Source organism: Streptomyces sp. NPDC002206, assembly GCF_053593595.1.
The window spans coordinates 1010326-1031964 of the sequence record NZ_JBSFCW010000001.1; the positions used below are offsets into that span (position 1 = coordinate 1010326).

Annotated in this window: 19 protein-coding genes, 1 tRNA gene and 1 pseudogene; 9 read left to right on the forward strand and 12 right to left on the reverse strand. The window is 69.1% G+C overall.

Annotated features, from left to right (window positions below):
• The first annotated feature begins 72 nt into the window (after window positions 1–72).
• Window positions 73–942 carry a hypothetical protein gene (locus tag ACWCP8_RS04745; protein ID WP_451114106.1) on the forward strand — a complete coding sequence of 290 codons (870 nt, stop codon included), beginning with the start codon at window positions 73–75 and terminating at the stop codon, window positions 940–942.
• 483 nt (window positions 943–1425) lie between these two features.
• Here ACWCP8_RS04745 and ACWCP8_RS04750 read toward each other — a convergent pair whose 3' ends face one another.
• Window positions 1426–2517 (reverse strand): PP2C family protein-serine/threonine phosphatase, encoded by a 1092-nt coding sequence (locus tag ACWCP8_RS04750; protein ID WP_451114107.1) that lies wholly within the window; start codon window positions 2515–2517, stop codon window positions 1426–1428.
• Window positions 2518–2772: 255 nt separating this feature from the next.
• On the opposite strand from ACWCP8_RS04750, the pseudogene ACWCP8_RS04755 reads away from it, so the two are divergent.
• Window positions 2773–3577: pseudogene (locus ACWCP8_RS04755) on the forward strand (hypothetical protein); the annotation flags it as partial.
• Window positions 3578–3626: 49 nt separating this feature from the next.
• On the opposite strand, the gene ACWCP8_RS04760 reads toward ACWCP8_RS04755, so the two are convergent.
• Window positions 3627–3699 (reverse strand) — tRNA-Thr (locus ACWCP8_RS04760).
• A gap of 163 nt (window positions 3700–3862) precedes the next feature.
• Here ACWCP8_RS04760 and ACWCP8_RS04765 point away from each other — a divergent pair.
• From ACWCP8_RS04765 to ACWCP8_RS04780, 4 genes are all read left to right on the forward strand, one after another.
• A complete protein-coding gene (locus tag ACWCP8_RS04765; RefSeq protein ID WP_451114108.1) occupies window positions 3863–5263 on the forward strand; it encodes an RNA-guided endonuclease InsQ/TnpB family protein in 1401 nt (466 codons plus the stop codon).
• Between the two features lie 357 nt (window positions 5264–5620).
• A complete protein-coding gene (locus ACWCP8_RS04770; protein WP_352266838.1) occupies window positions 5621–6757 on the forward strand; it encodes an ABC transporter ATP-binding protein in 1137 nt (378 codons plus the stop codon).
• 235 nt (window positions 6758–6992) lie between these two features.
• A complete protein-coding gene (locus tag ACWCP8_RS04775) occupies window positions 6993–7409 on the forward strand; it encodes a hypothetical protein (protein ID WP_355994528.1) in 417 nt (138 codons plus the stop codon).
• 35 nt (window positions 7410–7444) lie between these two features.
• Window positions 7445–8164, forward strand: coding sequence for a nucleotidyltransferase family protein (locus tag ACWCP8_RS04780; RefSeq protein WP_352266815.1), 720 nt, complete (start codon window positions 7445–7447; stop codon window positions 8162–8164).
• 88 nt (window positions 8165–8252) lie between these two features.
• Here the strand turns inward: ACWCP8_RS04780 and ACWCP8_RS04785 are convergent, their stop codons facing one another.
• The 7 genes from ACWCP8_RS04785 to ACWCP8_RS04815 all read right to left on the reverse strand — a co-directional run bounded on the left by ACWCP8_RS04785 (window position 8253) and on the right by ACWCP8_RS04815 (window position 15442).
• Window positions 8253–9866: a DoxX family membrane protein gene (locus tag ACWCP8_RS04785; RefSeq protein ID WP_352266814.1), complete on the reverse strand. Its 1614-nt coding sequence runs from the start codon at window positions 9864–9866 to the stop codon at window positions 8253–8255.
• Window positions 9867–10244: 378 nt separating this feature from the next.
• Window positions 10245–11201: a 23S rRNA (guanosine(2251)-2'-O)-methyltransferase RlmB gene (gene rlmB / locus ACWCP8_RS04790; protein ID WP_030929505.1), complete on the reverse strand. Its 957-nt coding sequence runs from the start codon at window positions 11199–11201 to the stop codon at window positions 10245–10247.
• 81 nt (window positions 11202–11282) lie between these two features.
• Window positions 11283–12686 (reverse strand): cysteine--tRNA ligase, encoded by a 1404-nt coding sequence (gene cysS / locus ACWCP8_RS04795; RefSeq protein WP_352266812.1) that lies wholly within the window; start codon window positions 12684–12686, stop codon window positions 11283–11285.
• A 90-nt stretch (window positions 12687–12776) separates the two neighbouring features.
• Window positions 12777–13181, reverse strand: a complete 405-nt coding sequence (locus ACWCP8_RS04800; protein WP_326605031.1) for a PPOX class F420-dependent oxidoreductase — start codon at window positions 13179–13181, stop codon at window positions 12777–12779.
• Window positions 13182–13426: 245 nt separating this feature from the next.
• Window positions 13427–13924 (reverse strand): 2-C-methyl-D-erythritol 2,4-cyclodiphosphate synthase, encoded by a 498-nt coding sequence (gene ispF / locus ACWCP8_RS04805; protein WP_355994519.1) that lies wholly within the window; start codon window positions 13922–13924, stop codon window positions 13427–13429.
• Window positions 13914–14660 carry a 2-C-methyl-D-erythritol 4-phosphate cytidylyltransferase gene (gene ispD / locus ACWCP8_RS04810; RefSeq protein ID WP_352266810.1) on the reverse strand — a complete coding sequence of 249 codons (747 nt, stop codon included), beginning with the start codon at window positions 14658–14660 and terminating at the stop codon, window positions 13914–13916. The genes ispF and ispD overlap by 11 nt, the downstream gene beginning before the upstream one ends.
• A gap of 299 nt (window positions 14661–14959) precedes the next feature.
• Window positions 14960–15442 (reverse strand): CarD family transcriptional regulator, encoded by a 483-nt coding sequence (locus ACWCP8_RS04815; protein WP_006380568.1) that lies wholly within the window; start codon window positions 15440–15442, stop codon window positions 14960–14962.
• Between the two features lie 597 nt (window positions 15443–16039).
• On the opposite strand from ACWCP8_RS04815, the gene ACWCP8_RS04820 reads away from it, so the two are divergent.
• Window positions 16040–16720: a DUF461 domain-containing protein gene (locus ACWCP8_RS04820; protein ID WP_451114109.1), complete on the forward strand. Its 681-nt coding sequence runs from the start codon at window positions 16040–16042 to the stop codon at window positions 16718–16720.
• Window positions 16721–16810: 90 nt separating this feature from the next.
• On the opposite strand, the gene ACWCP8_RS04825 is transcribed toward ACWCP8_RS04820, so the two are convergent.
• Both ACWCP8_RS04825 and ACWCP8_RS04830 read right to left on the reverse strand, forming a co-directional pair.
• Window positions 16811–17491: a response regulator transcription factor gene (locus tag ACWCP8_RS04825; RefSeq protein WP_030977814.1), complete on the reverse strand. Its 681-nt coding sequence runs from the start codon at window positions 17489–17491 to the stop codon at window positions 16811–16813.
• Window positions 17488–18762 carry a sensor histidine kinase gene (locus ACWCP8_RS04830; RefSeq protein WP_352266808.1) on the reverse strand — a complete coding sequence of 425 codons (1275 nt, stop codon included), beginning with the start codon at window positions 18760–18762 and terminating at the stop codon, window positions 17488–17490. The genes ACWCP8_RS04825 and ACWCP8_RS04830 overlap by 4 nt, the downstream gene beginning before the upstream one ends.
• A 195-nt stretch (window positions 18763–18957) precedes the next feature.
• Here ACWCP8_RS04830 and phoU point away from each other — a divergent pair, with 195 nt between their 5' ends.
• Complete coding sequence (gene phoU / locus ACWCP8_RS04835; RefSeq protein ID WP_352266807.1) at window positions 18958–19635, forward strand: phosphate signaling complex protein PhoU; 678 nt, start codon at window positions 18958–18960, stop codon at window positions 19633–19635.
• A 337-nt stretch (window positions 19636–19972) separates the two neighbouring features.
• Entirely contained in the window at window positions 19973–20185 is a 213-nt protein-coding gene (locus ACWCP8_RS04840) for a hypothetical protein (protein WP_451114110.1), read from the forward strand.
• Window positions 20186–20235: 50 nt separating this feature from the next.
• On the opposite strand, the gene ACWCP8_RS04845 is transcribed toward ACWCP8_RS04840, so the two are convergent.
• A complete protein-coding gene (locus ACWCP8_RS04845; RefSeq protein WP_451114111.1) occupies window positions 20236–21546 on the reverse strand; it encodes an MDR family MFS transporter in 1311 nt (436 codons plus the stop codon).
• Window positions 21547–21639: the final 93 nt, after the last annotated feature.

The window sequence follows — 21639 nt, forward strand, 5'->3', positions numbered from 1 at the left end:
TGGCGTCAGGCGTTCATGCGGAACGCGTTCGCCGGTCAGCCGGTGATCATCATCGGCCGGGATCGTCCCCCCATGACGATCACCTCCCGCACCGCCAGGATCCGCCCGTCCGCCACCGCGGCGATCGCCCTGGCCGCGTCCGCGTCCCTCTTCGTCGGCACGACGCCCGCACAGGCCGCGTCCAACGCGGTTCCGACCTACGAAGTGAAGATCAACCTCACCACCGCCGCACTGGACGCGTCGCACACCCCGCTCGCGGCCGTGAAGTCCGCCTTCGGGATCACGGGCTCCGCCAAGGCCCGTTCGTACACCTACTACGACACCAGCACCCAGGCCCTGGACGCCCAGGGCTGGAGCGTCCGGCTCCGGCACAAGAGCGGCTCCTCGTTCGAGGAGAGCTACAAGAAGCGGTTCACCGTCACCAACGGCGACATCGACGCCGCGCTCACGACAGCCAACGCCGCCGGATTCGACAGCAGCGACACCAACTACGACGCCGAGGTCGACTGGGGCTACGCCAAGCAGACCCTCAGCTTCAGCAACGAGAAGTCCCACAGCGCCGCCGGCTACTCCGGCACGGCCATGCCGAGCAGCAGCACCGGTCTGAGCTGGCTGGTGAACGAAATCCCGGGCAAGCTCCAGGACTGGAACGCCGACAACTGGGGCAAGGCCACCCTCCAGGCCTCCCGGCCCCACGGTCCGGTGACTTCGCAGGTCTGGGAAGGCGCATGGGAGGCGTCCGACGACGCCGGCATCGAGGTTCTCCCGGTCGTGGGGGCGAGCGGTTCGGGCACCGAGTACGTCGTCGAACTGTCCTTCAAGACGGACAACTACGACAACGCGGCGAAGCTGCACACCGACGCCATCAACGTCGCGGAGTCCCACGGCTGGCTGTACCACGGCGACATCCTCAAGACCGGGCTGATCCTCGACCGCTACTAGCAGTGCTCGGTCAGGCCGGTATCGGGGTCGGCGCGTCGCGGTGGCAGGTGGGGCAGGCGCCGGCGCAGTCCGCGAGCAGGATCTGTAACGCGCGGGCCACCTGGTAAGGGCTCGGACCGGCGCCGCGTCCTTCGGGGCCCGGACCGGTCGCTGCAGGGCGCGAAGGCCCCCGCGACGAAGACGCAGGTCGCCGTCGCGGGGGCCTCGCTGATCACGTGAAGCCGAGCCGCAGTGATCAAGCACTTCAGGACAGGGCGCTCGACGCCGGTCCCGGGCGTGAACGGCAGCATCCCGGCCAGTCGGCCGATGAGCGTTCGCCGGTACACCCCCGCGGCTGCCGTACAGGTCGGCTCGCAGCGCACCTGCCTGCCCACCGTTCCGCACGCCCGCTGCCCGCTCGTCCGCCGGCTGCCCACCGGCGCCCCCGAGCAGCGGCCATCGGGCCGATCGAAGGTCGGAGCGCTACCAGCGGACGCTCATCGGTCATGAGTTGTTGGGTGCATGGGTGATGGCCAGCAGCGCCATGTCATCAGTTCTCCGGCCACCGGTGTGTCGGCAGTGGTCGGCAATCAGAGCGTCAAGAAGAGCATCCGGGCCGGCATAGCGATGCCCCGTGCACTTGCCGATGGGGTCGTAAAAGGTACCCGTCTCGTCCCGGGCCTCGATGAGCCCATCGGTGTAGAGCAGCAGAGTGGCCCCCTCGGGGAACGTCACCGTGTCGACGCACACAGGGGCGGCGTCGAGGGCCCCCAAACCCAGGGGCAAGCTTTGCCTACCGGGCTCGACATACTGCACCGTGTCTCCCAGGATCAGCAGGGGCGCCGGGTGGCCGCGGTTGACCAACCGAACTTCGTTTGCCCGCCGGGGGAACTCGGCCAATACGCCTGTGATGAACCCTTCGAGCTCGGTCAGGGTCCCTGACTGCTGAGCCTCGAGGACGACGGCCTGCTCCAGACGTTCCACGAGACTGGTCAGGGTGGGCTCGTGCAGGGCTGCCTCCCGAAAAGTCCCGATGCTGACCGCGACCGCCCTGACTGCCCCCATCCCCTTGCCACGCACATCGCCGATCACGCAGCGCACGCCGAACGGAGTGTCCACCACTACGTAGAGGTCCCCGCCGATCTGTGCATCCGCCTGAGCAGCCTCGTAACGTGCGGCCAAGCGCAGCGGACCGATTCTGTCCGGAGGGTGTGGCAGGACAGCACGCTGAACAGCCGCGGCAATGTCACGTACGGACTCCAGCTGCAATTTCCGGTGGTACAAGAAGCGATTGAGCAAGCCCGCGATCATGGTCACTGTCGCAACCATGATCAGCTCGCTGATCGCGATCGCACTCCGGCGATAGCCGAAATACCGGAACATCATCCAGTCGATGAGGAGCGCAAACACTCCAGTGAGAACGGTGCCCCGCAGAGACAGCAGTGGAGCGGCCGACAAGATCGCAGCCGCATAGAGGGCCGCAGCGCTGACGGTGCGAGGCGTGCTGAGGTCAATCAATACGGCAATGAGAAGCAGGATGGCCGGCAGCAGGCGGCCCCGCTTCCCCACCCACTTCCACGCTCCCAGCCTTGCCACGTGTAACCCCTGACGTTACTGGGCCCCTGGTCAGCTCAGGCTAACCGGCCCCTCTCCGCCCCGCTCTCCGCGTCACCTCACTCGGCTATGCCGTGTTCCCACCCACGCGGGGGCTACCACCCAAGCGGAGTACACCATTGAGACTCATGTCGAAACGTTCACCAAGACTGGTCGTAAGTCCGAAAACCTAGGTTGGCGGAGCGGGTTTGGCTGGTGTCCTGCCCGGTTTGAGGGTGGTGGCACGGTCGCGTGACGATGGGCGTGAAGAACGACGGCAGCCCGGACCGCCGGCACCGCCGGTCCAGGACCGACGCCGAAGTCCGCCGCAAGGTGCAGCAGTTGGAGAAGCCCCGAGACGACGGCCGCGCTCCCGTGGCTGGACGTAAGCCGACCGTCGAGCAGTGGATGACGACGTACCTCACCACGATCGCCGGCCCCAAGCTCAAGCCCCGCTCGCTGGACGACTACTGGTCGAAGACCCGCAACGACATCGTTCCTGGCGTCGGACGTCACCGCCTCGACAAGCTCGGTCCCGAGCACCTGGAGCGCATGTACGCCGACATGCTTCGCGAGGGCCACACTCCCTCCCACGTGCTCAAAGTGCACCGCATCCTGTCCCCGTGCCCTGAAGATCGCGCACTGTCGCCGGATGGTCGTGGAGAACGTCGTATGGGGTTCCGGCAGGGTGAGGCGCTGGGCCTCCGACGGAAGTACGTGGACCTGGAGGCGGAACTGTTCCATCCCCACTGGCAGCTCCAGCGATCTGCTGGACGAAGCCGGTCCCAGTGACCGACGTCTCTATGACGGAAGCCGCCACACGGCGGGCACGATCCTCAACGAACTCGGGGTGGACATGCCAACGATCATGGAGATCCTCCGGCACACCCAGATCACCCAGATCACCCAGACCAATCGCTACGTGAAGGGGAGATCCACGCTCTCGAAGGACGCGATGCGCCGCATGGGAGACGCATTCATGCCCGCCCCCGAACCGACGACTGAGACCAGAACCGAGACCCCCGACAGCAGGGCGGCACGGGCGCGGCGCCGACGCATCCGCGGAAACGAAGAATCCCAGCTCAGAGGTGTTCTGAGCTGGGATTCCGCTGAGCCGCCTGTCGGAATCGAACCGACGACCTGGAGCTTACAAGGCACCCGCTCTGCCAACTGAGCTAAGGCGGCATCGCGCACGCCAAAGCCGCGCGCGCAAGTTCCCTCACTCTACACAGCAGCCCGCCTCCTGATCCACGAAGTTCTTCCGCACCCGTGACCACTCGACCATCCGTGCGTTAAGAGGACTGACGAGCTGTTCCGACTATCGGACGGCTGGATCGGGGGAGCGGACGTGGTGAGTTCGGCGGACCAGCCCATACGGGTCACGGGCGCAGAGGCCAAGCGCGTCAAGCGCGACGCACTCGGCATCCCCGACCGCCGGAAGCATCACGACCGGGCATCGACCCGGCTGAAGAGCCGTACCAAGGAGCCGGGCACCCAGCAGCGGGTCTACCGGTACCGCGTCTACCCGAGCCCGGCGCAGGCCGAGCAGCTGGAAAAGACCTTCGGCGCCTGCCGGTGGGTCTACAACGAGGGCCTCGCTCTCCGCGCGAATGCGTGGGAGCGACACAAGGTCTCGGTGGGATTCGCGGAGTCGTGCCGGGCGCTGACCGGGTGGCGACAGGCGGCGGAGACGTCGTGGTTGCAGGAGGTGTCGTCGACGGTGCTGCAGCAGTCGTTGCGGCATCTTGATGCGGCGTTCTCGCGATTCTTCAAGCAGTCGGCGCGGTACCCGAAGCGGAAGAAGAAGCATCACTCGCGGGATGCTGCCACGTACGTGCGGACGGGTTTCCGGTGGGTGGAGAATCCGGGGCGACCGGGCACTGGGGCGGTGACGCTGGCGAAGCAGTCGGAGCCGTTGGATGTGCGGTGGTCGCGGCCGCTTCCGGTGGGTGTGGTGCCGGTAAAGCTGTCGGTGACGCGTGACCGTGCGGGTCGGTTCTTCCTCTCCGTGCTGGTCGAGGAGCGGATCGAACCGTTGCCTTCGGTTTTCGTGCCGGGCGGGCGGGAGCCGAAGACGGTGGGGATCGACCTGGGGCTTGCGGCGCTTGTGACACTGGACGACGGCACGAAGGTGGATCATCCGCGTCTGCTGCGGAAGTACGAGAAGGAGTTGGCGCGGTTGCAGCGCGGGCTGCACCGCAAGAAGAAGGGGTCGAAGAACCGGGGGAAGGCCCGGATTCGTATCGCTCGCCTGTATGCGCTCATCGGCGATGTCCGCAGGGACATGCTGGACCAGCTGACCACCCGCCTCGTGCGCGAGGACCAAGTGCTCGTGGTGGAAGACCTGGCCATTGCGAATCTGATGCGTACGGCAGTCGGGAAGGGCCGGCGACGGAAGGCCCGGCTGAACGCGTCGATCAGCGATGCGGCGTGGGGTGAGTTGCTGCGGCAGCTGCGGTACAAGTGCGCGTGGTACGGACGGACCCTGGTGATCGTGGACCGTTTCTTCCCGTCGACGCGTCGGTGCTCGTGCTGTCAGGCAAAGGGGCCGTCACTGGACGTGTCGGTTCGTGAGTGGACGTGCACGGAGTGCGGCGCGGCGCACGACCGGGATGTGAACGCGGCGCAGAACCTCCGCGAGGAGGGTATGCGGCTGTACTGGCTGGTGGCCTCGGTGCTGCCGCCCGGCAGGGTGCCCCCGCCGGTGATCAAGGCATCGGAGCTTCCCGAGGTACTCCTGGCGGCCTGAGCGGTCGCAATACGAGTGTTACGGACCGACGGGCCGTCGGCCGACATGCCTGTGGAGTCCATGTAAGACCGGCCGGGTGCGACCCCCAGGGTTGCGTCGGGTCGGCAGCGGGCGATGAAGCAGGAAGTGCTGCTTTCACAGCAGGCCAAAAATCCGGGGCCTGCCTGCACGCGCAAGGTCAAAAGTGTGTTGCTCTGCCCGACCTGCCCCGCCCCGATGCGAGATATCCGTCCCCCTCGAACTACTGACAGATTCTTGATGGCCAGGTAGCGTCGCTAAGGGTTCATTCAAATGGACCAGACCACTCCCTTACTCGGATCGTCCGGCACGTTCCTGCCGGTGGAGGAGAAGATCAGCATGGCCAGTGTCACGTTCGACAAGGCGTCCCGCGTCTACCCCGGCTCCACCAAGCCCGCCGTGGACCAGCTGGAGATCGACATCGCGGACGGTGAGTTCCTCGTCCTCGTCGGTCCTTCCGGTTGTGGCAAGTCGACCTCCCTGCGCATGCTCGCGGGTCTCGAGGACGTCAACGGCGGCGCGATCCGCATCGGTGACCGCGACGTCACGCACCTGCCGCCGAAGGACCGGGACATCGCCATGGTGTTCCAGAACTACGCGCTCTACCCGCACATGTCCGTCGCGGACAACATGGGCTTCGCGCTGAAGATCGCCGGTATCAACAAGACCGAGATCCGGGCGAAGGTCGAAGAGGCCGCCAAGATGCTGGACCTCACCGAGTACCTGGACCGCAAGCCGAAGGCGCTCTCCGGTGGTCAGCGTCAGCGTGTCGCGATGGGCCGCGCCATCGTGCGTGAGCCGCAGGTCTTCCTCATGGACGAGCCGCTGTCGAACCTCGACGCCAAGCTCCGTGTCTCCACCCGTACGCAGATCGCGTCGCTCCAGCGCCGCCTCGGCATCACGACCGTGTACGTCACGCACGACCAGGTCGAGGCCCTGACCATGGGTGACCGCGTCGCGGTCCTCAAGGACGGTCTGCTGCAGCAGGTCGACTCGCCGCGCAACATGTACGACCGCCCGGCCAACCTCTTCGTCGCCGGCTTCATCGGCTCCCCGGCCATGAACCTGGTCGAGGTGCCGATCACCGACGGCGGCGTGAAGTTCGGCAACAGCGTCGTCCCGGTCTCCCGCGAGGCGCTCACCGCCGCCGCGGACAAGGGTGACACCACGGTCACGGTCGGCATCCGCCCGGAGCACTTCGACATCGTCGAGCATGGTGGCGCCGCCGCCAAGTCGCTCTCCAAGGACAGCGCCGACGCCCCGGCCGGCCTGGCCGTTTCGGTCAACGTCGTCGAGGAGCTCGGCGCCGACGGCTTCGTCTACGGCTCCGCGCACGTCGGCGGTGCGGACAAGGACCTCGTCGTCCGCGTCGGCGGTCGCGCCGTGCCGGAGAAGGGCACCAAGCTGCACGTCGTGCCGCGCCCGGACGAGCTGCACGTCTTCTCCACCTCGACGGGCGAGCGTCTCGCCGGCTGACGTCGCACACAACGCCGTACGACGGCCCCGCACCCCTTGTGGTGCGGGGCCGTTCACGTATCCAGGCGCACGCTGGGGTTTGGGCGAGGAGACCTCGGGGGCACCGCCAAATACCCCGATACTTCGGTCATTTCACCGATGGTCGTCAACACGGGATTCGAAAAGCACCCTCGAACCATCCCCCGCGAGGGTGACGAAATGTCGCCAAATCATCACTGCCCGCTACGCTCGCTGCGTGACCCACACCGCGCGCCGCATCGGCCGAACTCTCGCTCTCGTCCTGCCCGTCGTCATGGTCCTCTCCGGGACCCTCGCGGTCACCCGTGTGCCGTGGGCAGCGCACAACTCCGAGTCGCAGGTACTCACCGCGTCGGCGGAGACGGTACCGAAGAAGGCTGCCGCGGCGCGCGCCCCGCAGGATGTGCTGCGCGACCGGCTGCTCGTGGAACTCCGGCAGAAGGACCCGGGTACCGCGCTGACGGACCTTCAGCGGGCCGTCGAGGGACGCCCGTCGCTCGCCCGGCACTGCATGTCGATCGCCAGGGCGCTGGGCCGGGCCGCGGTCGAGCAGTACGGTCCCGCGCGGGCGCAGCGGTTCTCCCGTCCCGTCTGTGACACGTCGTTCGCCTCGGGTGTCGCGCAGTTCAGCTGACCGGTGCGGGACGGGCACGGCATATCGTGCCTGGCATGCATACGTATCCGACGCAGGCCGTGATCCTGGCGGGTGGCCAGGGGACGCGGCTGCGCCCGTACACCGATGACCGCCCCAAGCCGATGGTCGAGATCCCGGGCACCGGGACCCCGATCATCGGCCATCAGCTTTCCTGGCTGGCCGCCGAGGGCGTGACCGATGCCGTCGTGTCGTGCGGTCATTTTGCCGATGTGCTCCAGGAGTGGCTGGCCGAGGCCGTATTGCCGCTCCGGGTGACCACTGTGGTGGAGTCGGAGCCGCTCGGCCGTGGCGGCGGCCTCAAGTACGCCGCCGCCCGGCTGCCGGATCCTTCGGAGCCCTGGTACGCCACGAACGGCGACATCTGGACCCGTTTTTCGCTGCGTGAGATGGCGGCGTTCCACGCGGAGCGCGATGCGACCGCCACGCTGGCCCTGGCCCGTCCGCGGATCCCCTGGGGTGCCGTGGAGACGGATGCTTTCGGGCACATCACCGACTTCATCGAGTCGCCGCCGTCGCCGTATCTGATCAACGCGGGTGTGTACGTCTTCTCGCCGACGTTCACGACGCTGCTGCCGGACCGGGGCGACCATGAGCGGACGACGTTCCCGCGGCTGGCCCGTGAGCGTCGGCTGGCCGGGTATCCGTTGCCGCTGGGGGCGTACTGGCGGGCCATCGACACGGCGAAGGACCTCACGGAGGCGGCGCGGGAGCTGGACGGCCCGCAGGCCCGCTGAGGCGGATGGAAGGACGACGGGTACGAGGAGGGGCGGCCGCCGGGTTTCCGGTGACCGCCCCTCCTCCGTGTCTGTCGGACGCCGGGCCTCAGCCGAGCAGGCCGCCGATCGGATTGCGGCCGCCGCCCGACGAGCCGCCCGACGAGCCCGAGGAGCCGCCGTCGGTCGAACCGCCGCCGGTGGAGCCGCCGCCCGTGCCGGTGGAGCCGGACGAGGTCGGTCCGGAGCTGGTGGCCGGGGGCGGCTGCGGGGTCGTCTGCTGCGGGGGCTGCCGGCCGGTGCCCTGCGTCTGGCTGGGCTGTCCGGCGCCGGCGGCCTGGCCGGACTCGCGGACGGTGTCCGTACCGGGCGTGGACGCCTGCGTGGACGGGGTGGCGGGGGTGGACAGCGACGGTGAGGGCTTCTGTCCGGCGGGGGTGTGCGATGCCTGGCCGCCGGTGGACTCCTGCGGGAGCGGGGTTCCGGGCAGCTGGTTGGTCGGGTTGTCGTGGGGGCCGGGCACGGTGACGACCTCGGAGGAGCGGACGGCGCCTCCGAGCATCGAGCCGACCAGAAGTGTGAGCCCGACGACGACGGTGGCGACGAGTGTGCCGCGGCGCAGTACGCGGCGGCGCAGGTCCCAGATCGTGGAGCGCGGGCCGAGCCTGCGCCATGCCTCGCCGGCCAGCCGTCCGTCGACGGAGTAGACGGGGGCGCCCGCGATGATCAGCGGGCTCCAGGCGGCGAGGTAGATGATGTCCGGTGCGTCGTAGACGGCGACGGTGCGCCAGCTGACGGTGACCAGCAGCGCGGCGGAGAGCAGGGTGCCGACGGAGGCGGCGACCCGCTGCCACAGGCCGAGGACGGTGAGGACCCCGACGACGACCTGGAGGAAGGCGACGGTGAGCCCGGCGCCGACGGGGTGGGAGAGCGCGAAGTCCCGCAGTGGTTCGGCGAGCGCCCAAGGGTGCAGTGACGTCAGCCACTTGACCATGGAGCCGCGGTCGCCGCCGTCGAAGTACACGGGGTCGCAGAGCTTGCCCATGCCGGCGTAGACGGAGATGAAGCCGAGGAAGACCCGCATGGGGAGGAGTACGACCCCGAGGTTCATCCGGCGGCCGGGGTAGTACGCGTGCCGGACGGTGTCCGTGCCGTGGCGGTGCGACCTGCTCCCGACGGTCTCGCCGAACTCTCCGTCCCCGTACGGCTCTTCCTCGTACGGCTCTTCCTCGTACGGCTCCTGCTCGTACGGACCGGGGTCGACGGCGTCGTAGGCGCCGACCGCCTGCCGCATGGGCGGCAGCAGCGGGCCGTTGCCGGTGCGGCCGGGCTGGTGGGGTGCCGTGATGACGGGGTTCGGCTGGGTCTCGTCCAGCCGCGGGATGACCTGCGTGGCGCCCGGACCTCGTCCGTCGTCGAACTCGGAGCCGTACGAGGTGTACGAACCGTACGATCCGTACGAGTCGTCGGGGCGGCCGGCGGTGGAGTTCCGTACGGCCTGGAGGAGTCCGGTGGCGCCGGGGTCGCCGGGGGCGGACCTGCCGCTCCACACGACGGGCGAGCGCCGGCCGCGCCCCGCACCGGGGCCGCTCATGGCGGGGATCCTGACCGAACCCGCGGGAGCGGCACCACCCAGCCGTGCGTGCCGGCCGGGCGCGAGCTGTACCCGGAAGCTGGCGTGGTTGACGATGACCTGCGCAGGGTCGCAGTCCACCTTGGTCATACTCAGGGCGGGTAGTTCGTCGAACCGAGGCGTTCTGGTGTCCACACTCATCTAACCGAGTGATGTGTGTTTAGGACACTGCCTTGACGGACCCGATGTGTCCGAGGCCCGTCAACAGGTGGTGGCGGGTGCACCCTCCGTCGGCCGACGTCCGACCGGCTGCATTTCCCTGGAGCGCTTACTCGCGTTACTGCGGCGGGCGTACGGGAATTGGCCCTCCCGCCCCTTCGGCGCGAAGAGCCTCCGATGGCTTCCCCGGCCTGCGGTCTCCCGGTGCACCGGTTCGTCGCTGCTGGTCGACCCTGCCGGCGGTGCCACGCCGACCGTCGGAAGGGTCCGCTGACCGGTCCGGTCGACCCGGACCGGTCACCCGGCGCGTCAGGCGCGGCGGCGTGCCGTCTCGTACAGCACGATGCCTGCCGCGACACCCGCGTTCAGCGACTCCGCGCCACCCGGCATCGGGATCCGCACCCGGTAGTCGCAGGTCTCGCCGACCAGGCGGCCCAGGCCCTTGCCCTCGCTGCCGATCACGATGACGACGGGGCCGCCGAGGGCCTCCAGGTCCTGCACGGTGTGCTCGCCGTCCGCGGCGAGGCCGACGACCGTGATGCCGGCCTTCTGGTAGCCCTCCAGGGCGCGGGTCAGGTTCGTCACCCGGGAGACCGGCGTACGGGCCGCCGTGCCCGCCGAGGACTTCCAGGCGCCCGCCGTCATCCCGGCCGCGCGGCGCTCCGGCACGACCACGCCGTGGCCGCCGAACGCGGAGACGGAGCGGACGATCGCACCCAGGTTGCGCGGGTCGGTGACCCCGTCGAGCGCGACGATCAGCGGGTCCTCGCCATTGTCGTACGCGGCGGCGGTGAGGTCCTCCGGGTGCGCGTACTCGTACGGCGGGACCTGGAGGACGAGGCCCTGGTGGTTCAGGCCGTTCGTCATCCGGTCGAGCTCGGGGCGCGGCGCCTCCATCAGGTTGATGTTGCCGCGCTGGCCGGCGAGCTGGAGCGCCTCGCGGACCCGCTCGTCGTTGTCGATGTACTGCTGGACATAGAGAGTGGTCGCCGGGACGCCGTCGCGCAGCGCCTCGTAGACCGGGTTGCGGCCCACGACCATCTCGGACGTGCCCTTGGCGCCACCGCGCCGTGGGGCGGGTCGGCGGACTGCGGCCTGCCGGGCCTGGGCGTTCGCCACCCGGTTCTTCTTGTGTCCCTTGCGGGCGGAGGCGGGCGGCGTCGGTCCCTTGCCTTCGAGACCACGGCGTCGCTGGCCACCGCTGCCGACCTGCATGCCCTTCTTGTTGGACGTGCGGCGGTTCCTGCGCTGGCTGTTCCCGGCCATGACCTACCTGTTTCGTTGCTTCAGACGTGCGTACGTAATGAAAGTGTGCCGCCCGGATCGCCGGGCGGCACACGGTGAGGACTACTGGCGCGGGCCGAGCGTCCATCGTGGGCCGGTCGGGCTGTCCTCGATGACGAGGCCCGACTGGTTGAGCTGGTCGCGGATCGCGTCGGCGGCTGGCCAGTCCTTGCGGTCACGGGCCGACTGACGCTGGTCCAGGACGAGTCGTACGAGTGTGTCGACGACCCCGTGCAGGTCCTCGCCGCGGTCACCCTCGCCCGCCCAGTGCGGGTCGAGCGGGTCGAGGCCGAGGACGCCGAGCATGGCCCGTACCTCCGCGAGCCTTGCGACGGCCGCTTCCTTGTCGTCGGCGGCGAGAGCGGAGTTGCCCTGCCGGACCGTGGTGTGGATGATCGCGAGCGCCTGCGGGACGCCCAGGTCGTCGTCCATCGCCTCGGCGAACGCGGGCGGCACCTCGGGGGCGGCCGCGACCTCGCCGCCCGCCTTCTCGATGACGCGCTGCACGAAGCCCTCGATCCGCGCGAACGCGGACTCGGCCTCGCGCAGTGCCTCCTCGCTGTACTCGATCATCGACCGGTAGTGCGGGGTGCCGAGGTAGTAGCGCAGCACGATGGGGCGCCATGCCTTGACCATCTCGCTGACCAGCACGGAGTTGCCGAGCGACTTCGACATCTTCTCGCCGGACATGGTGACCCAGCCGTTGTGCACCCAGTACTTCGCGAACTCGTCGCCGTAGGCCTTGGCCTGGGCGATCTCGTTCTCGTGGTGCGGGAAGATCAGGTCGATGCCGCCGCCGTGGATGTCGAAGGCGGTGCCGAGGTACTTGTGCGCCATGGCGGAGCACTCCAGGTGCCAACCGGGCCGGCCGCGGCCCCACGGGGTCTCCCAGCTCGGCTCGCCGTCCTTGGCGACCTTCCACATCGCGAAGTCGCGCTGGTCGCGCTTGCCGGTCTCGCCCTCGCCGGACGGCTGACGCAGATCGTCCAGGTCCTGGTTGGAGAGCTCCAGATAGCCGGCGAACGACCGCACGTCGAAGTAGACGTTGCCGTCCGCCTCGTAGGCGTGACCGCGCTCGATGAGGCCGCGCATCATCTCGATCATCTCGGTGATGTGGCCGGTCGCGCGCGGTTCGTAGGTGGGCGGGAGGCAGCCGAGGGCGTCGTAGCCGGTGTTGAACGCGCGCTCGTTCTCGTACCCGATCGACCACCAGGGTCGGCCCTGCTCGGCCGACTTGTTGATGATCTTGTCGTCGATGTCGGTGACGTTCCGGATGAACGTGACGTCGTAACCGCGGTACTCGAACCAGCGGCGCATGATGTCGAAGTTCAGACCGGACCGGATGTGCCCGATGTGCGGGGCGGCCTGGACAGTCGCGCCACAGAGGTAGATCGAGACACAGCCCGCTGCAAGCGGGACGAAGTCACGGATCTGCCGGGCGCTGGTGTCGTACAGGCGAATAGTCACCCCTCAAGGGTAGTGGGCCCGCACCAGTGCCCCGCGACCCATTGGGATCGCGAGGGCAACTTGTGACAGGGACGATCCCCGAACGGGTCCTCAGATACGCCCGACGATCTTCTGCGGGGTGATCCGGACGACGACACGCTCGTCGTCGTCGCCGGAGGCGGGGTTGAATTCCGCGTATTTCTTCCCGGTGTACTTCACGGACAGTTCGTCGATGAGTTCGTCGCCGCCCTCGGTGGTGAGAGCGGCGACGCCGCGGATCTCGGCGTAGGTGTACGGGGCGGCGAACGGCTGGACAACGACGGAGACGCGCGGGTCGCGGCTCAGGTTCTCCTCCTTGCGGCGGCCGCGGGTCGTCGAGAAGAGGACGTCGTTGCCGTCCCTCTTCACCCAGACAGGGGACAGCTGGGGGCTGCCGTCGGGCTGGATGGTGGCGACGGTCACGAAGACGGGGGTGTCGAGAAGCGACCTGAGCTCTTCGGAGAGTTCGGCGGTCATGGCGTACGTCCTCCAGGAGATGGGGGTATGTGCAGTGCTCCTACACGTACCCCGACCGGGCAACGCCGCCCCGGCTTCCCGCAGCGCCCACCCGGAAGGTGGCTGCCCTTGTTCCGACAGGTACTGGCGCACATGACGGGTTCGTCTTCGTTGCCGGTCTCCGCGCCGGTTCCGAGGAGACACCCCGGAGGGGCGCCGCCCGCCATCCATCGGGCAGCGGCGGCGGCGCCCGACCGGTGCCGCCGTCAGCCTGTCCGGTAGATCAGGGCCGTCGCGAGCCCCGCGAGCCCCTCCGCGCGGCCCGTGAAGCCGAGGCCGTCCGATGTGGCGGCCGACAGCGAGACGGGGGCGCCGACCGCCGCCGACAGCACCTTCTGCGCCTCGTCGCGCCGCTTGCCGATCTTCGGCCGTACGCCGATGACCTGGACCGCGACGTTCCCGATCTCGAACCCCTCGGCCCGGACGATCCGTGCCGCCTCGGCCAGCAGGGTGACGCCCGCCGCGCCCGACCACTCGGGGCGCCCCGTGCCGAAGTGCCGGCCCAGGTCACCGAGGCCGGCCGCGGAGAAGAGGGCGTTGCAGGCGGCGTGGGCGACGACGTCGGCGTCGGAGTGGCCGGCGAGACCGGGGCCCTCGCCCTCCCAGAGCAGGCCCGCGCACCACAGCTCGCGGCCCTCCTCGAAGGCGTGGATGTCCGTGCCGATGCCGACCTGCGGAATCACCGGTGCGTGCTCAGAACCCATCGTTCGCCCTCCTGCGCGCGAGAACCGCCTCGGCCAGCACCAGATCCAGCGGCCGGGTCACCTTGAATGCCTCTTCGTGCCCGGGTACGACCACGACGGGCGCCCCGAGCTGTTCGACCATGCCCGCGTCGTCGGTCGCGCCCTCGCCGTCGACGGCGACCGTCGCGTGGGCGCGGACCAGGGTGTCCCGGTCGAAGCCCTGCGGGGTCTGTACGGCGCGCAGCCTGGCCCGTACGGGTGTGCCGAGCACCGGTTCCGGCTCGCCGGGCGCGCCGGGCTCGACCTCCTTGACGGTGTCGGCGAGCGGCAGTGCGGGTACGACGGCGGGCGCCCCGCCCCGTACGGCCTCGATCACCGCGTCCACGGTGTCGACGGGCACCAGCGGGCGGGCCGCGTCGTGGACGAGGACGACGGAGATGTCCTCGGGCAGCGCGTCGAGGCCGAGCCCGACCGATTCCTGGCGGGTTTCTCCGCCCGGCACGACGACGTAGTCGGTGCGCTCGGGCAGGGCGTGTTCGTCCAGCAGGTTCTTGACCTCGGGCGCGCCGTCCGGAGGTGCGACCACCACCACCAGGGAGACGGACCGGGACGCCGCCATGGCCCGTACCGCATGGATGAGCATGGGCGTCCCGCTCAGCGCGCGGAGCGCCTTGGGGGCGCCCGGGCCGAGCCGTACGCCGCGGCCGGCGGCGGGAATCACCGCGGCGGTGCGGTACGGACGCGATTGATCAGACATCGGTTGCACTCCGAAGCATCAGCATGTTTGTTTCCACGGCCGACATGGGTATGGCCACAAGCGAGCCGGGCGCGACGCTTGACTTGACCGGGACCCTTTCCGTGATCCCCGGTCGGGGTCGGGGCAGCCGCATCGGCCGCTCGAGGTCGGCTGTGCAAGATCGCAAGCAAGATATCGAAAGGTATCGACGAGGTGGTCCGGACCGATTCCGGACATGCCGCAGCGCCCGACGACACACCGTGAATACGGCTGGTCAGCGGGCACCGCGGCACATTTATTAACGACCGGTGCGATCCGGGTCAGGACGCGAGGACCTCGTCGAGCAGAGCCTCGGCCTTGTCTTCGTTCGTGTTCTCCGCGAGAGCGAGCTCACTCACCAGGATCTGCCGAGCCTTGGCGAGCATGCGCTTCTCACCTGCGGAGAGTCCACGCTCGCGCTCACGACGCCACAGGTCGCGCACTACTTCGGCGACCTTGATGACATCGCCGGAGGCGAGCTTCTCGAGATTTGCCTTGTAGCGCCGGGACCAGTTCGTCGGCTCTTCGGCGTACGGTGCGCGCAGCACCTCGAAGACCCGGTCCAGCCCCTCCTGCCCGACTACGTCGCGCACGCCCACGAACTCCGCATTGTCCGCCGGCACACGAACCGTCAAGTCGCCCTGGGCGACCTTGAGCACCAAGTAGGTCTTGTCCACGCCTTTGATCTGGCGAGTTTCGATAGCCTCGATCAGCGCGGCCCCGTGATGGGGATAGACCACGGTGTCGCCAACCTTGAACGTCATGTGACAGGTACCCCTTCCGTGGCTATCCAGAGTAACACGAGAACGGCTTCTCCTGAATGGCGTTTTCGCAGGTCAGGGCATATCTCGGGGCTTGACAACAGCAACACGAACGTGCTGCGGAAGGCTTCCGGGAGACGGTATTCGCAGGTCGGAGCGGCTGTACGGGCGAGGCGAAACGCGCGCGTTACGTATCCTCGAACCCGCTCCGAAGTGGTTGAACGTCCCGGTTTGCCGGATTCCAGATGGCGGACTTTCCGTACTCCGTTCGGAGATCGATCACCCGTACGGACCTAAGTGCCGATGGTCAATGAAATTGATCACCGCCCGGCCACTGCGGAGATTATGCGCAAGGAATGCGCCAAGGTCCGGAGAATTGATCAAGCCCGTTATGTGAACGGCGTGCAAATCGCGAGGCGGGGGCCTGCGCGGGGACCCGGTGAGGGCTCCGGTGGTGATGCCCGGGGCAGTAGGGGCGGGTCGGGTGCGGGGCGGGGACGGCGGCTCGGTAACCTAAGGCCGCTGACACACCCTTAGGGCGGCTTTACGCCGCTCGCCCCTCCGTCCGTGAAGTCGTACGTTCAAGGAGTTGCCGCAGCCGTGAGCCGCAGCCTTCGACGCGGCGCCCTTGCCGCCGCCGCCATCGTGATCTCGATCGGTGCACTTTCCGCGTGTGGTGCCGGCAATGACGCGCAAACGCTCGAGATCAAGCCGGACAACGCTGCCACCACCCTCGGTGACATCAAGATCCAGAACGCGAACGTCATCACCCAGCCGGAGCACGGCGCCGAGGGTCCGGCCGTCGTCGCGGCGACAGTGTTCAACAACGGCACCAAGCGCCAGACGCTCGACGCCATCACCCTGCCGGGCACCGACGTCTCGGTGCAGCTGCACGCCGCCGAGGGCGCGGGACCGGTCGTCGTCCCGGCCGGCGGCAGGGTCGTCCTGGGCGGTGAGGGCAACGCGTCCGCCGTGATCGAGAACGGCCGCGAGGCCGCGCAGAACGGCAACGTGCAGGCGGTCGTCTTCAAGTTCAGCGAGACCGGCGACGTCCCGCTCGGCGCGTTCGTCGTCCCGGCCGCCAGCTTCTTCAAGGGCTTCGGCCCGAGCTCGCTGCCGCAGGCGCCGGCGACGCCGTCCGCCTCGCCGTCCGAGTCCGGGACCCCGGGTGCGTCGTCGGGCACCCCGTCCGGGGAGGCGGGCGCCGCGGGCAGCGAGAACGAGACCACCCCGACCGACGCGGCCTCCGCGTCGGTGTCGACGGACACGTCGAGCAACTGAACGGACACGTCGACCGACTGATGTGACACATGCATGACGCAGGCGCCTCCCGGACGGAGGCGCCTGCGTCATATGTGCGTGGGGGCCGGTTTACGGCTCGAACTTGTACCCCAGGCCTCGCACCGTGACCAGGAAGCGCGGCGCCCCCGGGTCCGGCTCGATCTTGGCGCGCAGGCGCTTGACGTGGACGTCGAGGGTCTTGGTGTCGCCCACGTAGTCCGCACCCCAGACGCGGTCGATCAGCTGCATCCGGGTGAGCACCCGGCCCGCGTTGCGCAGCAGCATCTCCAGCAGGTCGAACTCCTTGAGCGGGAGGTCGACCTTGCCGCCGGAGACCGTGACGACGTGACGGTCCACGTCCATCCGGACCGGACCCGCCTCCAGGGCGGCCGGCGTGACCTCCTCCGGCTCGCCGCGGCGGCGCAGCACCGCGCGGATGCGGGCGACGAGCTCCCGCGAGGAGAACGGCTTGGTCACATAGTCGTCGGCTCCTATTTCCAGGCCGACGACCTTGTCGATCTCGCTGTCCTTGGCCGTGACCATGATCACGGGGACGTTGGACCTGCTGCGCAGCTGGCGGCAGACCTCGGTACCGGGCAGGCCCGGCAGCATCAGGTCGAGGAGGACGAGGTCGGCGCCGTTGCGCTCGAACTCGTCGAGCCCGTCCGGGCCGGTGGCCGCGATGGCGACCTCGAAGCCTTCCTTGCGAAGCATGTAGGACAGGGCGTCGCTGAAGGATTCCTCATCCTCGACGACAAGCACTCGGGTCACGGAAGGACCTCCGGGGCAGGGAATGTTTCAAGGGTGTCGGGGTTGGCGGTCCGGTAGGTGCCGTCGCCACCGTTGACGATGAGCGGTCCGCCGGATGCACGGTCTCGGTCCCGTACGGAACCCGCTTCGGGCAGCCGCAGGGTGAAGGTGGAGCCCTGGCCCTCCGAGCTCCACACGGTGACCTCCCCGCCGTGCGAGGCGGCCACATGCTTGACGATGGCGAGGCCGAGACCGGTGCCACCGGTGGCCCGTGAGCGGGCCGGGTCGACGCGGTAGAAGCGTTCGAAGACCCGCTCGCGGTCCTTCTCCGAGATGCCTATGCCCTGGTCGGTCACGGCGATCTCGATCTGGTCCCCACCCGGTACGGCCAGGCGCCTCGCGGCGATGCCGACGCGGGTGCGGGCGGGGCTGTAGTTGACGGCGTTCTCGACGAGATTGCCGAGTGCCGCGGCGAGCTGGCCGCGGTTGCCCCAGATACGGAGCTCCGCGGTGCCGCCCGCGGCCATGGTGATCTGTTTCGTTCCGGCCTGGTGGCGGCAGCGGTCGATGGCCTCGGCGACCAGTTCGTCCACCCGGACCGGCTCGGCGTCCTCCAGCGGGTCGTCGTTCTGCACCCGGGAGAGGTCGATCAGTTCCTGTACGAGGTTGGTCAGCCGGGTCGCCTCGATCTGCATCCTGCCTGCGAACCGCTCCACCGCCTCCGGGTCGTCGGAGGCGTCCATGACGGCCTCGGAGAGCAGCGAGAGCGCACCCACCGGGGTCTTGAGCTCATGACTGACGTTGGCGACGAAGTCGCGCCGTACCGCTTCGATACGGCGCGCCTCGGTGAGGTCCTCGACCAGCAGGAGCACCAGCCGGGAGCCCAGCGGGGCGACCCGGGCGGAGACCGCGAGGGCCTCGCCGCGGCCCGTGCCGCGCCGCGGGAGGTCCAGTTCGACCTGCCGTATCTCACCGTCCCGGCGGGTGTCCCTGGCCATGTGCAGCATCGGTTCGACGGCCAGCCGGCCGCCCCTGACCAGGCCCAGCGCATACGCGGCGGAGCTGGCTTTGACGACACTGTCGCTTTCGTCGAGCACGACCGCGGAGGAGGAGAGCACAGAGAGGACCGTGTCGACCCCGGGGGGCAGTGCCCCGTTGCTGTCGGGCCGCAGAGACGTGCGCGTCGGTTTCTTCTGGTCGCGCTCGCTCCAGCGGAACGCCAGCATGGCGATCACACCGGTACACAACCCGGCGATCGCTGCAGCTGCGGCGACCGCCGCGTTCACGTCCATACCTAAAGGTTAAGCGGGTGCGACCCCGCTCTCCCAGCCGTCCGGGTGCCTACTCGAACACTCGTCGCCCAGAGTTCACCGAGGGGCAAGGGCTGGTTCACTTGGTCGGCCGGATCCGGACGCGTACGCCACGCAGGGTGAGAGCGTGGGGTTCAGACCTGGCCCCGGCCTTAGTGAGGACTGGAGAGGACTTCCATGCGCGACGCTTACCACGAGGAACTCGACTCGATCGGCGAAGGCCTCGTCGAAATGGCCCGGCTCGTCGGGTCGGCGATCGGGCGGGCGACGACGTCCATGCTCGACGCCGATCTCAAGCTCGCGGAGAGCGTGATCGCCGCGGACCAGAAGGTCGACGACCTCCAGCACGACCTGGAGGCGCGGGCGATCGCCCTGCTCGCGCGCCAACAGCCCGTAGCGACCGACCTGCGGATCGTGGTCACCTCGCTGCGGATGAGCGCCGACCTGGAGCGCTCGGGCGACCTCGCCCAGCACGTCGCCAAGCTGACCCGGCTGCGCTTCCCGGAGTCGGCGGTGCCGCAGGACCTGCACGCCACCATCCTGGAGATGGGGCAGCTGGCGCAGCGGCTGATGGCCAAGGCGGCCGAGGTGATCATTACGAAGGATGTCGACCTGGCGCTCCAGCTGGAGCAGGACGACGACGAGATGGACCTGCTGCACCGCACGCTGTTCCAGCACCTGATGGACGACCGCTGGAAGCACGGCATCGAGACGGCCGTCGACGTCACGCTGCTCGGCCGCTACTACGAGCGCTTCGCCGACCACGCGGTGTCGGTCGCCAAGCGGGTCGTCTACCTGGTGACGGGCGAGCACGCCGATGACCTGCAGACGGCGACCCCGGTGGAGGGCGCGTAGCGAGGACCGGGCGGCTTCTGCGCTTGTGCGCCGTCGGTGCGCCGTTCACGTACGGGTCCGATTGGGCATGCAATGGGGTGGGGCGGCACGCCGACGTCGTACGCCCCGGTCGTACGAGGTCGTCGGTCGTACGGCCCTGTCGTACGCCTGGATGTACGTCCTAGAGGAGGAACGATGGCTGACTCCCCCACGACCGACCCACAGCAGGAGACACCCGCTGAAGTGGTCCATCTGACGGTGCTCGGTGCCTGCGGCTGCGGTTCGGGCTGCGGGTGCGGCTGCCAGTCGGGCGCCCCGTGCCAGTGCGGCGGCTAGCTGCGGCTGACCGGACGCATGCGTGCAGACGGCGCCCCGCGCGGAGCCCTCTCCGCGCGGGGCGCCGGTCCGTGTGCGGGTTCACGCGGTGACGGGCTCCGGCGCGGACCTGTCCTGGCTCGTCGGCCTGGCGGTGACGACGCCGGTGTACTACCTCTGGGCCCGCAACCGGGGCGAAGCCGCACCGGCCCCCGACAGGCGGGACGCACCACGCGAGCCGGCGGCAACGGCGTGACGAACGCGATGGGGGCGAGTGCACCTGCACCCGCCCTCCATCGCCGCCGGTCAGACCGCCGGCTCCACCGCGCCCTGCGGCGCACCCGAGGCCGCGCCCGGCTCGGCCTCCGCAGCCGTCACGGCCACCACCCCGGTCACCTTCTCCTCCGGCGGAAGCCCACGCATGAGCACCCAGTACCCGAGCGCCGCCACGGTCCCCAGCACCCCGCACATCCCCCACAGCCACTTCGCCCCGTAGTGGTCGATCACCAGACCGGACATCAGCGGGGCGACCAGCGCGGCCGCCGACCACGACATCGTGTACATGCCCTGGTAGCGGCCCCGGCCGTGGCCCGGGGAGAGGCGGACTACCAGGTTGCTCTGCACCGGTGCGTTGATGATCTCGCCGATCGTCCAGACACAGATCGTCAGCGCGTACACGGCGACCGATCCGGCGAACGCGGTCAGCGCGAATCCGTACCCCGCCAGCAGCGACGACACGATCAGCAGCCGGCGCGGGTCGCGGTGCTGGATGTAGCGGCCGACCGGGATCTGGAGTGCCACGATCATCACACCGTTGACGGCGATCGCGGTGCCGAAGTCGGAGCTGGAGAGCCCGTCCGTACCCATCGCGACCGGCAGCCCCACGTACCCCTGCTGGAAGATCAGCGCCACCACGAACGACAGCCCGACGACGCTCATGAACCGGCCGTCGCGCAGCACGGTGGAGAGCCGGACGTCGGGCTCGCCCGGCAACGTGCCGCCGACCGCCGCGGGCGCCTTCTGCGGCCGGGACTCCGGCACCTTCAGGAAGACGACGACCGCACAGAACAGCGTCATCGCGGCCTCGACCATGAACCCGGCGAGATAGCTGTACTCGGCGATGAACCCGGCACCGGCGGAGGAGACCGCGAAGCCGAGGTTGACCGCCCAGTAGTTCAAGGAGAACGCCCGCACCCGGTCCTCGGGGCGGACGATGTCGGCCATCATCGCCTGCACAGCGGGCCGCGACGCGTTGCTGGCCATACCGACGACGAACGCGACGGCGGCGATCGCGACCGGATGGACCATGAAGCCGAGCACGGCCACCGACACGGCGGTCGAGCTCTGCGCGATCAGCATGGTGGGCCGGCGCCCGAGCCGGTCGGTCATCACCCCGGCACCGAGCGAGGAGACGACCCCGCCCAGTCCGTGCAGCGCGGCGACCAGACCCGCGTACGAGGCGGAGTAGCCGCGGTCCAGGGTCAGGTAGAGCGCCATGAATGTGGCGACGAACGCCCCGAGCCGGTTGACCAGGGTGCTGGTCCACAGCCACCAGAACTCTCTGGGGAGACCGGAAACGGTCTCGTGTGCGGCCCGTCTGAGACCGGCGACAGACATACGGGTTCCCCCAGGGACGTACGGAACGGATACGGCCGGTAAGTGTCCCGACTGCAGTCCGAACATTACGAAGCAGGGGTTCCCGACCGCCAC

Bases quoted from the DNA above. Each gene is read 5' to 3' on its own strand.
- ACWCP8_RS04745 (WP_451114106.1), top strand. From the start codon at position 73: ATGACGATCACCTCCCGCACCGCCAGGATCCGCCCGTCCGCCACCGCG.
- ACWCP8_RS04770 (WP_352266838.1), top strand. From the start codon at position 5,621: ATGGCCAGTGTCACGTTCGACAAGGCGTCCCGCGTCTACCCCGGCTCC.
- ACWCP8_RS04780 (WP_352266815.1), top strand. From the start codon at position 7,445: ATGCATACGTATCCGACGCAGGCCGTGATCCTGGCGGGTGGCCAGGGG.
- ACWCP8_RS04785 (WP_352266814.1), bottom strand. From the start codon at position 9,866: ATGACCAAGGTGGACTGCGACCCTGCGCAGGTCATCGTCAACCACGCC.
- rlmB (WP_030929505.1), bottom strand. From the start codon at position 11,201: ATGGCCGGGAACAGCCAGCGCAGGAACCGCCGCACGTCCAACAAGAAG.
- ACWCP8_RS04800 (WP_326605031.1), bottom strand. From the start codon at position 13,181: ATGACCGCCGAACTCTCCGAAGAGCTCAGGTCGCTTCTCGACACCCCC.
- ispF (WP_355994519.1), bottom strand. From the start codon at position 13,924: ATGGGTTCTGAGCACGCACCGGTGATTCCGCAGGTCGGCATCGGCACG.
- ispD (WP_352266810.1), bottom strand. From the start codon at position 14,660: ATGTCTGATCAATCGCGTCCGTACCGCACCGCCGCGGTGATTCCCGCC.
- ACWCP8_RS04815 (WP_006380568.1), bottom strand. From the start codon at position 15,442: ATGACGTTCAAGGTTGGCGACACCGTGGTCTATCCCCATCACGGGGCC.
- ACWCP8_RS04830 (WP_352266808.1), bottom strand. From the start codon at position 18,762: ATGGACGTGAACGCGGCGGTCGCCGCAGCTGCAGCGATCGCCGGGTTG.
- phoU (WP_352266807.1), top strand. From the start codon at position 18,958: ATGCGCGACGCTTACCACGAGGAACTCGACTCGATCGGCGAAGGCCTC.
- ACWCP8_RS04845 (WP_451114111.1), bottom strand. From the start codon at position 21,546: ATGTCTGTCGCCGGTCTCAGACGGGCCGCACACGAGACCGTTTCCGGT.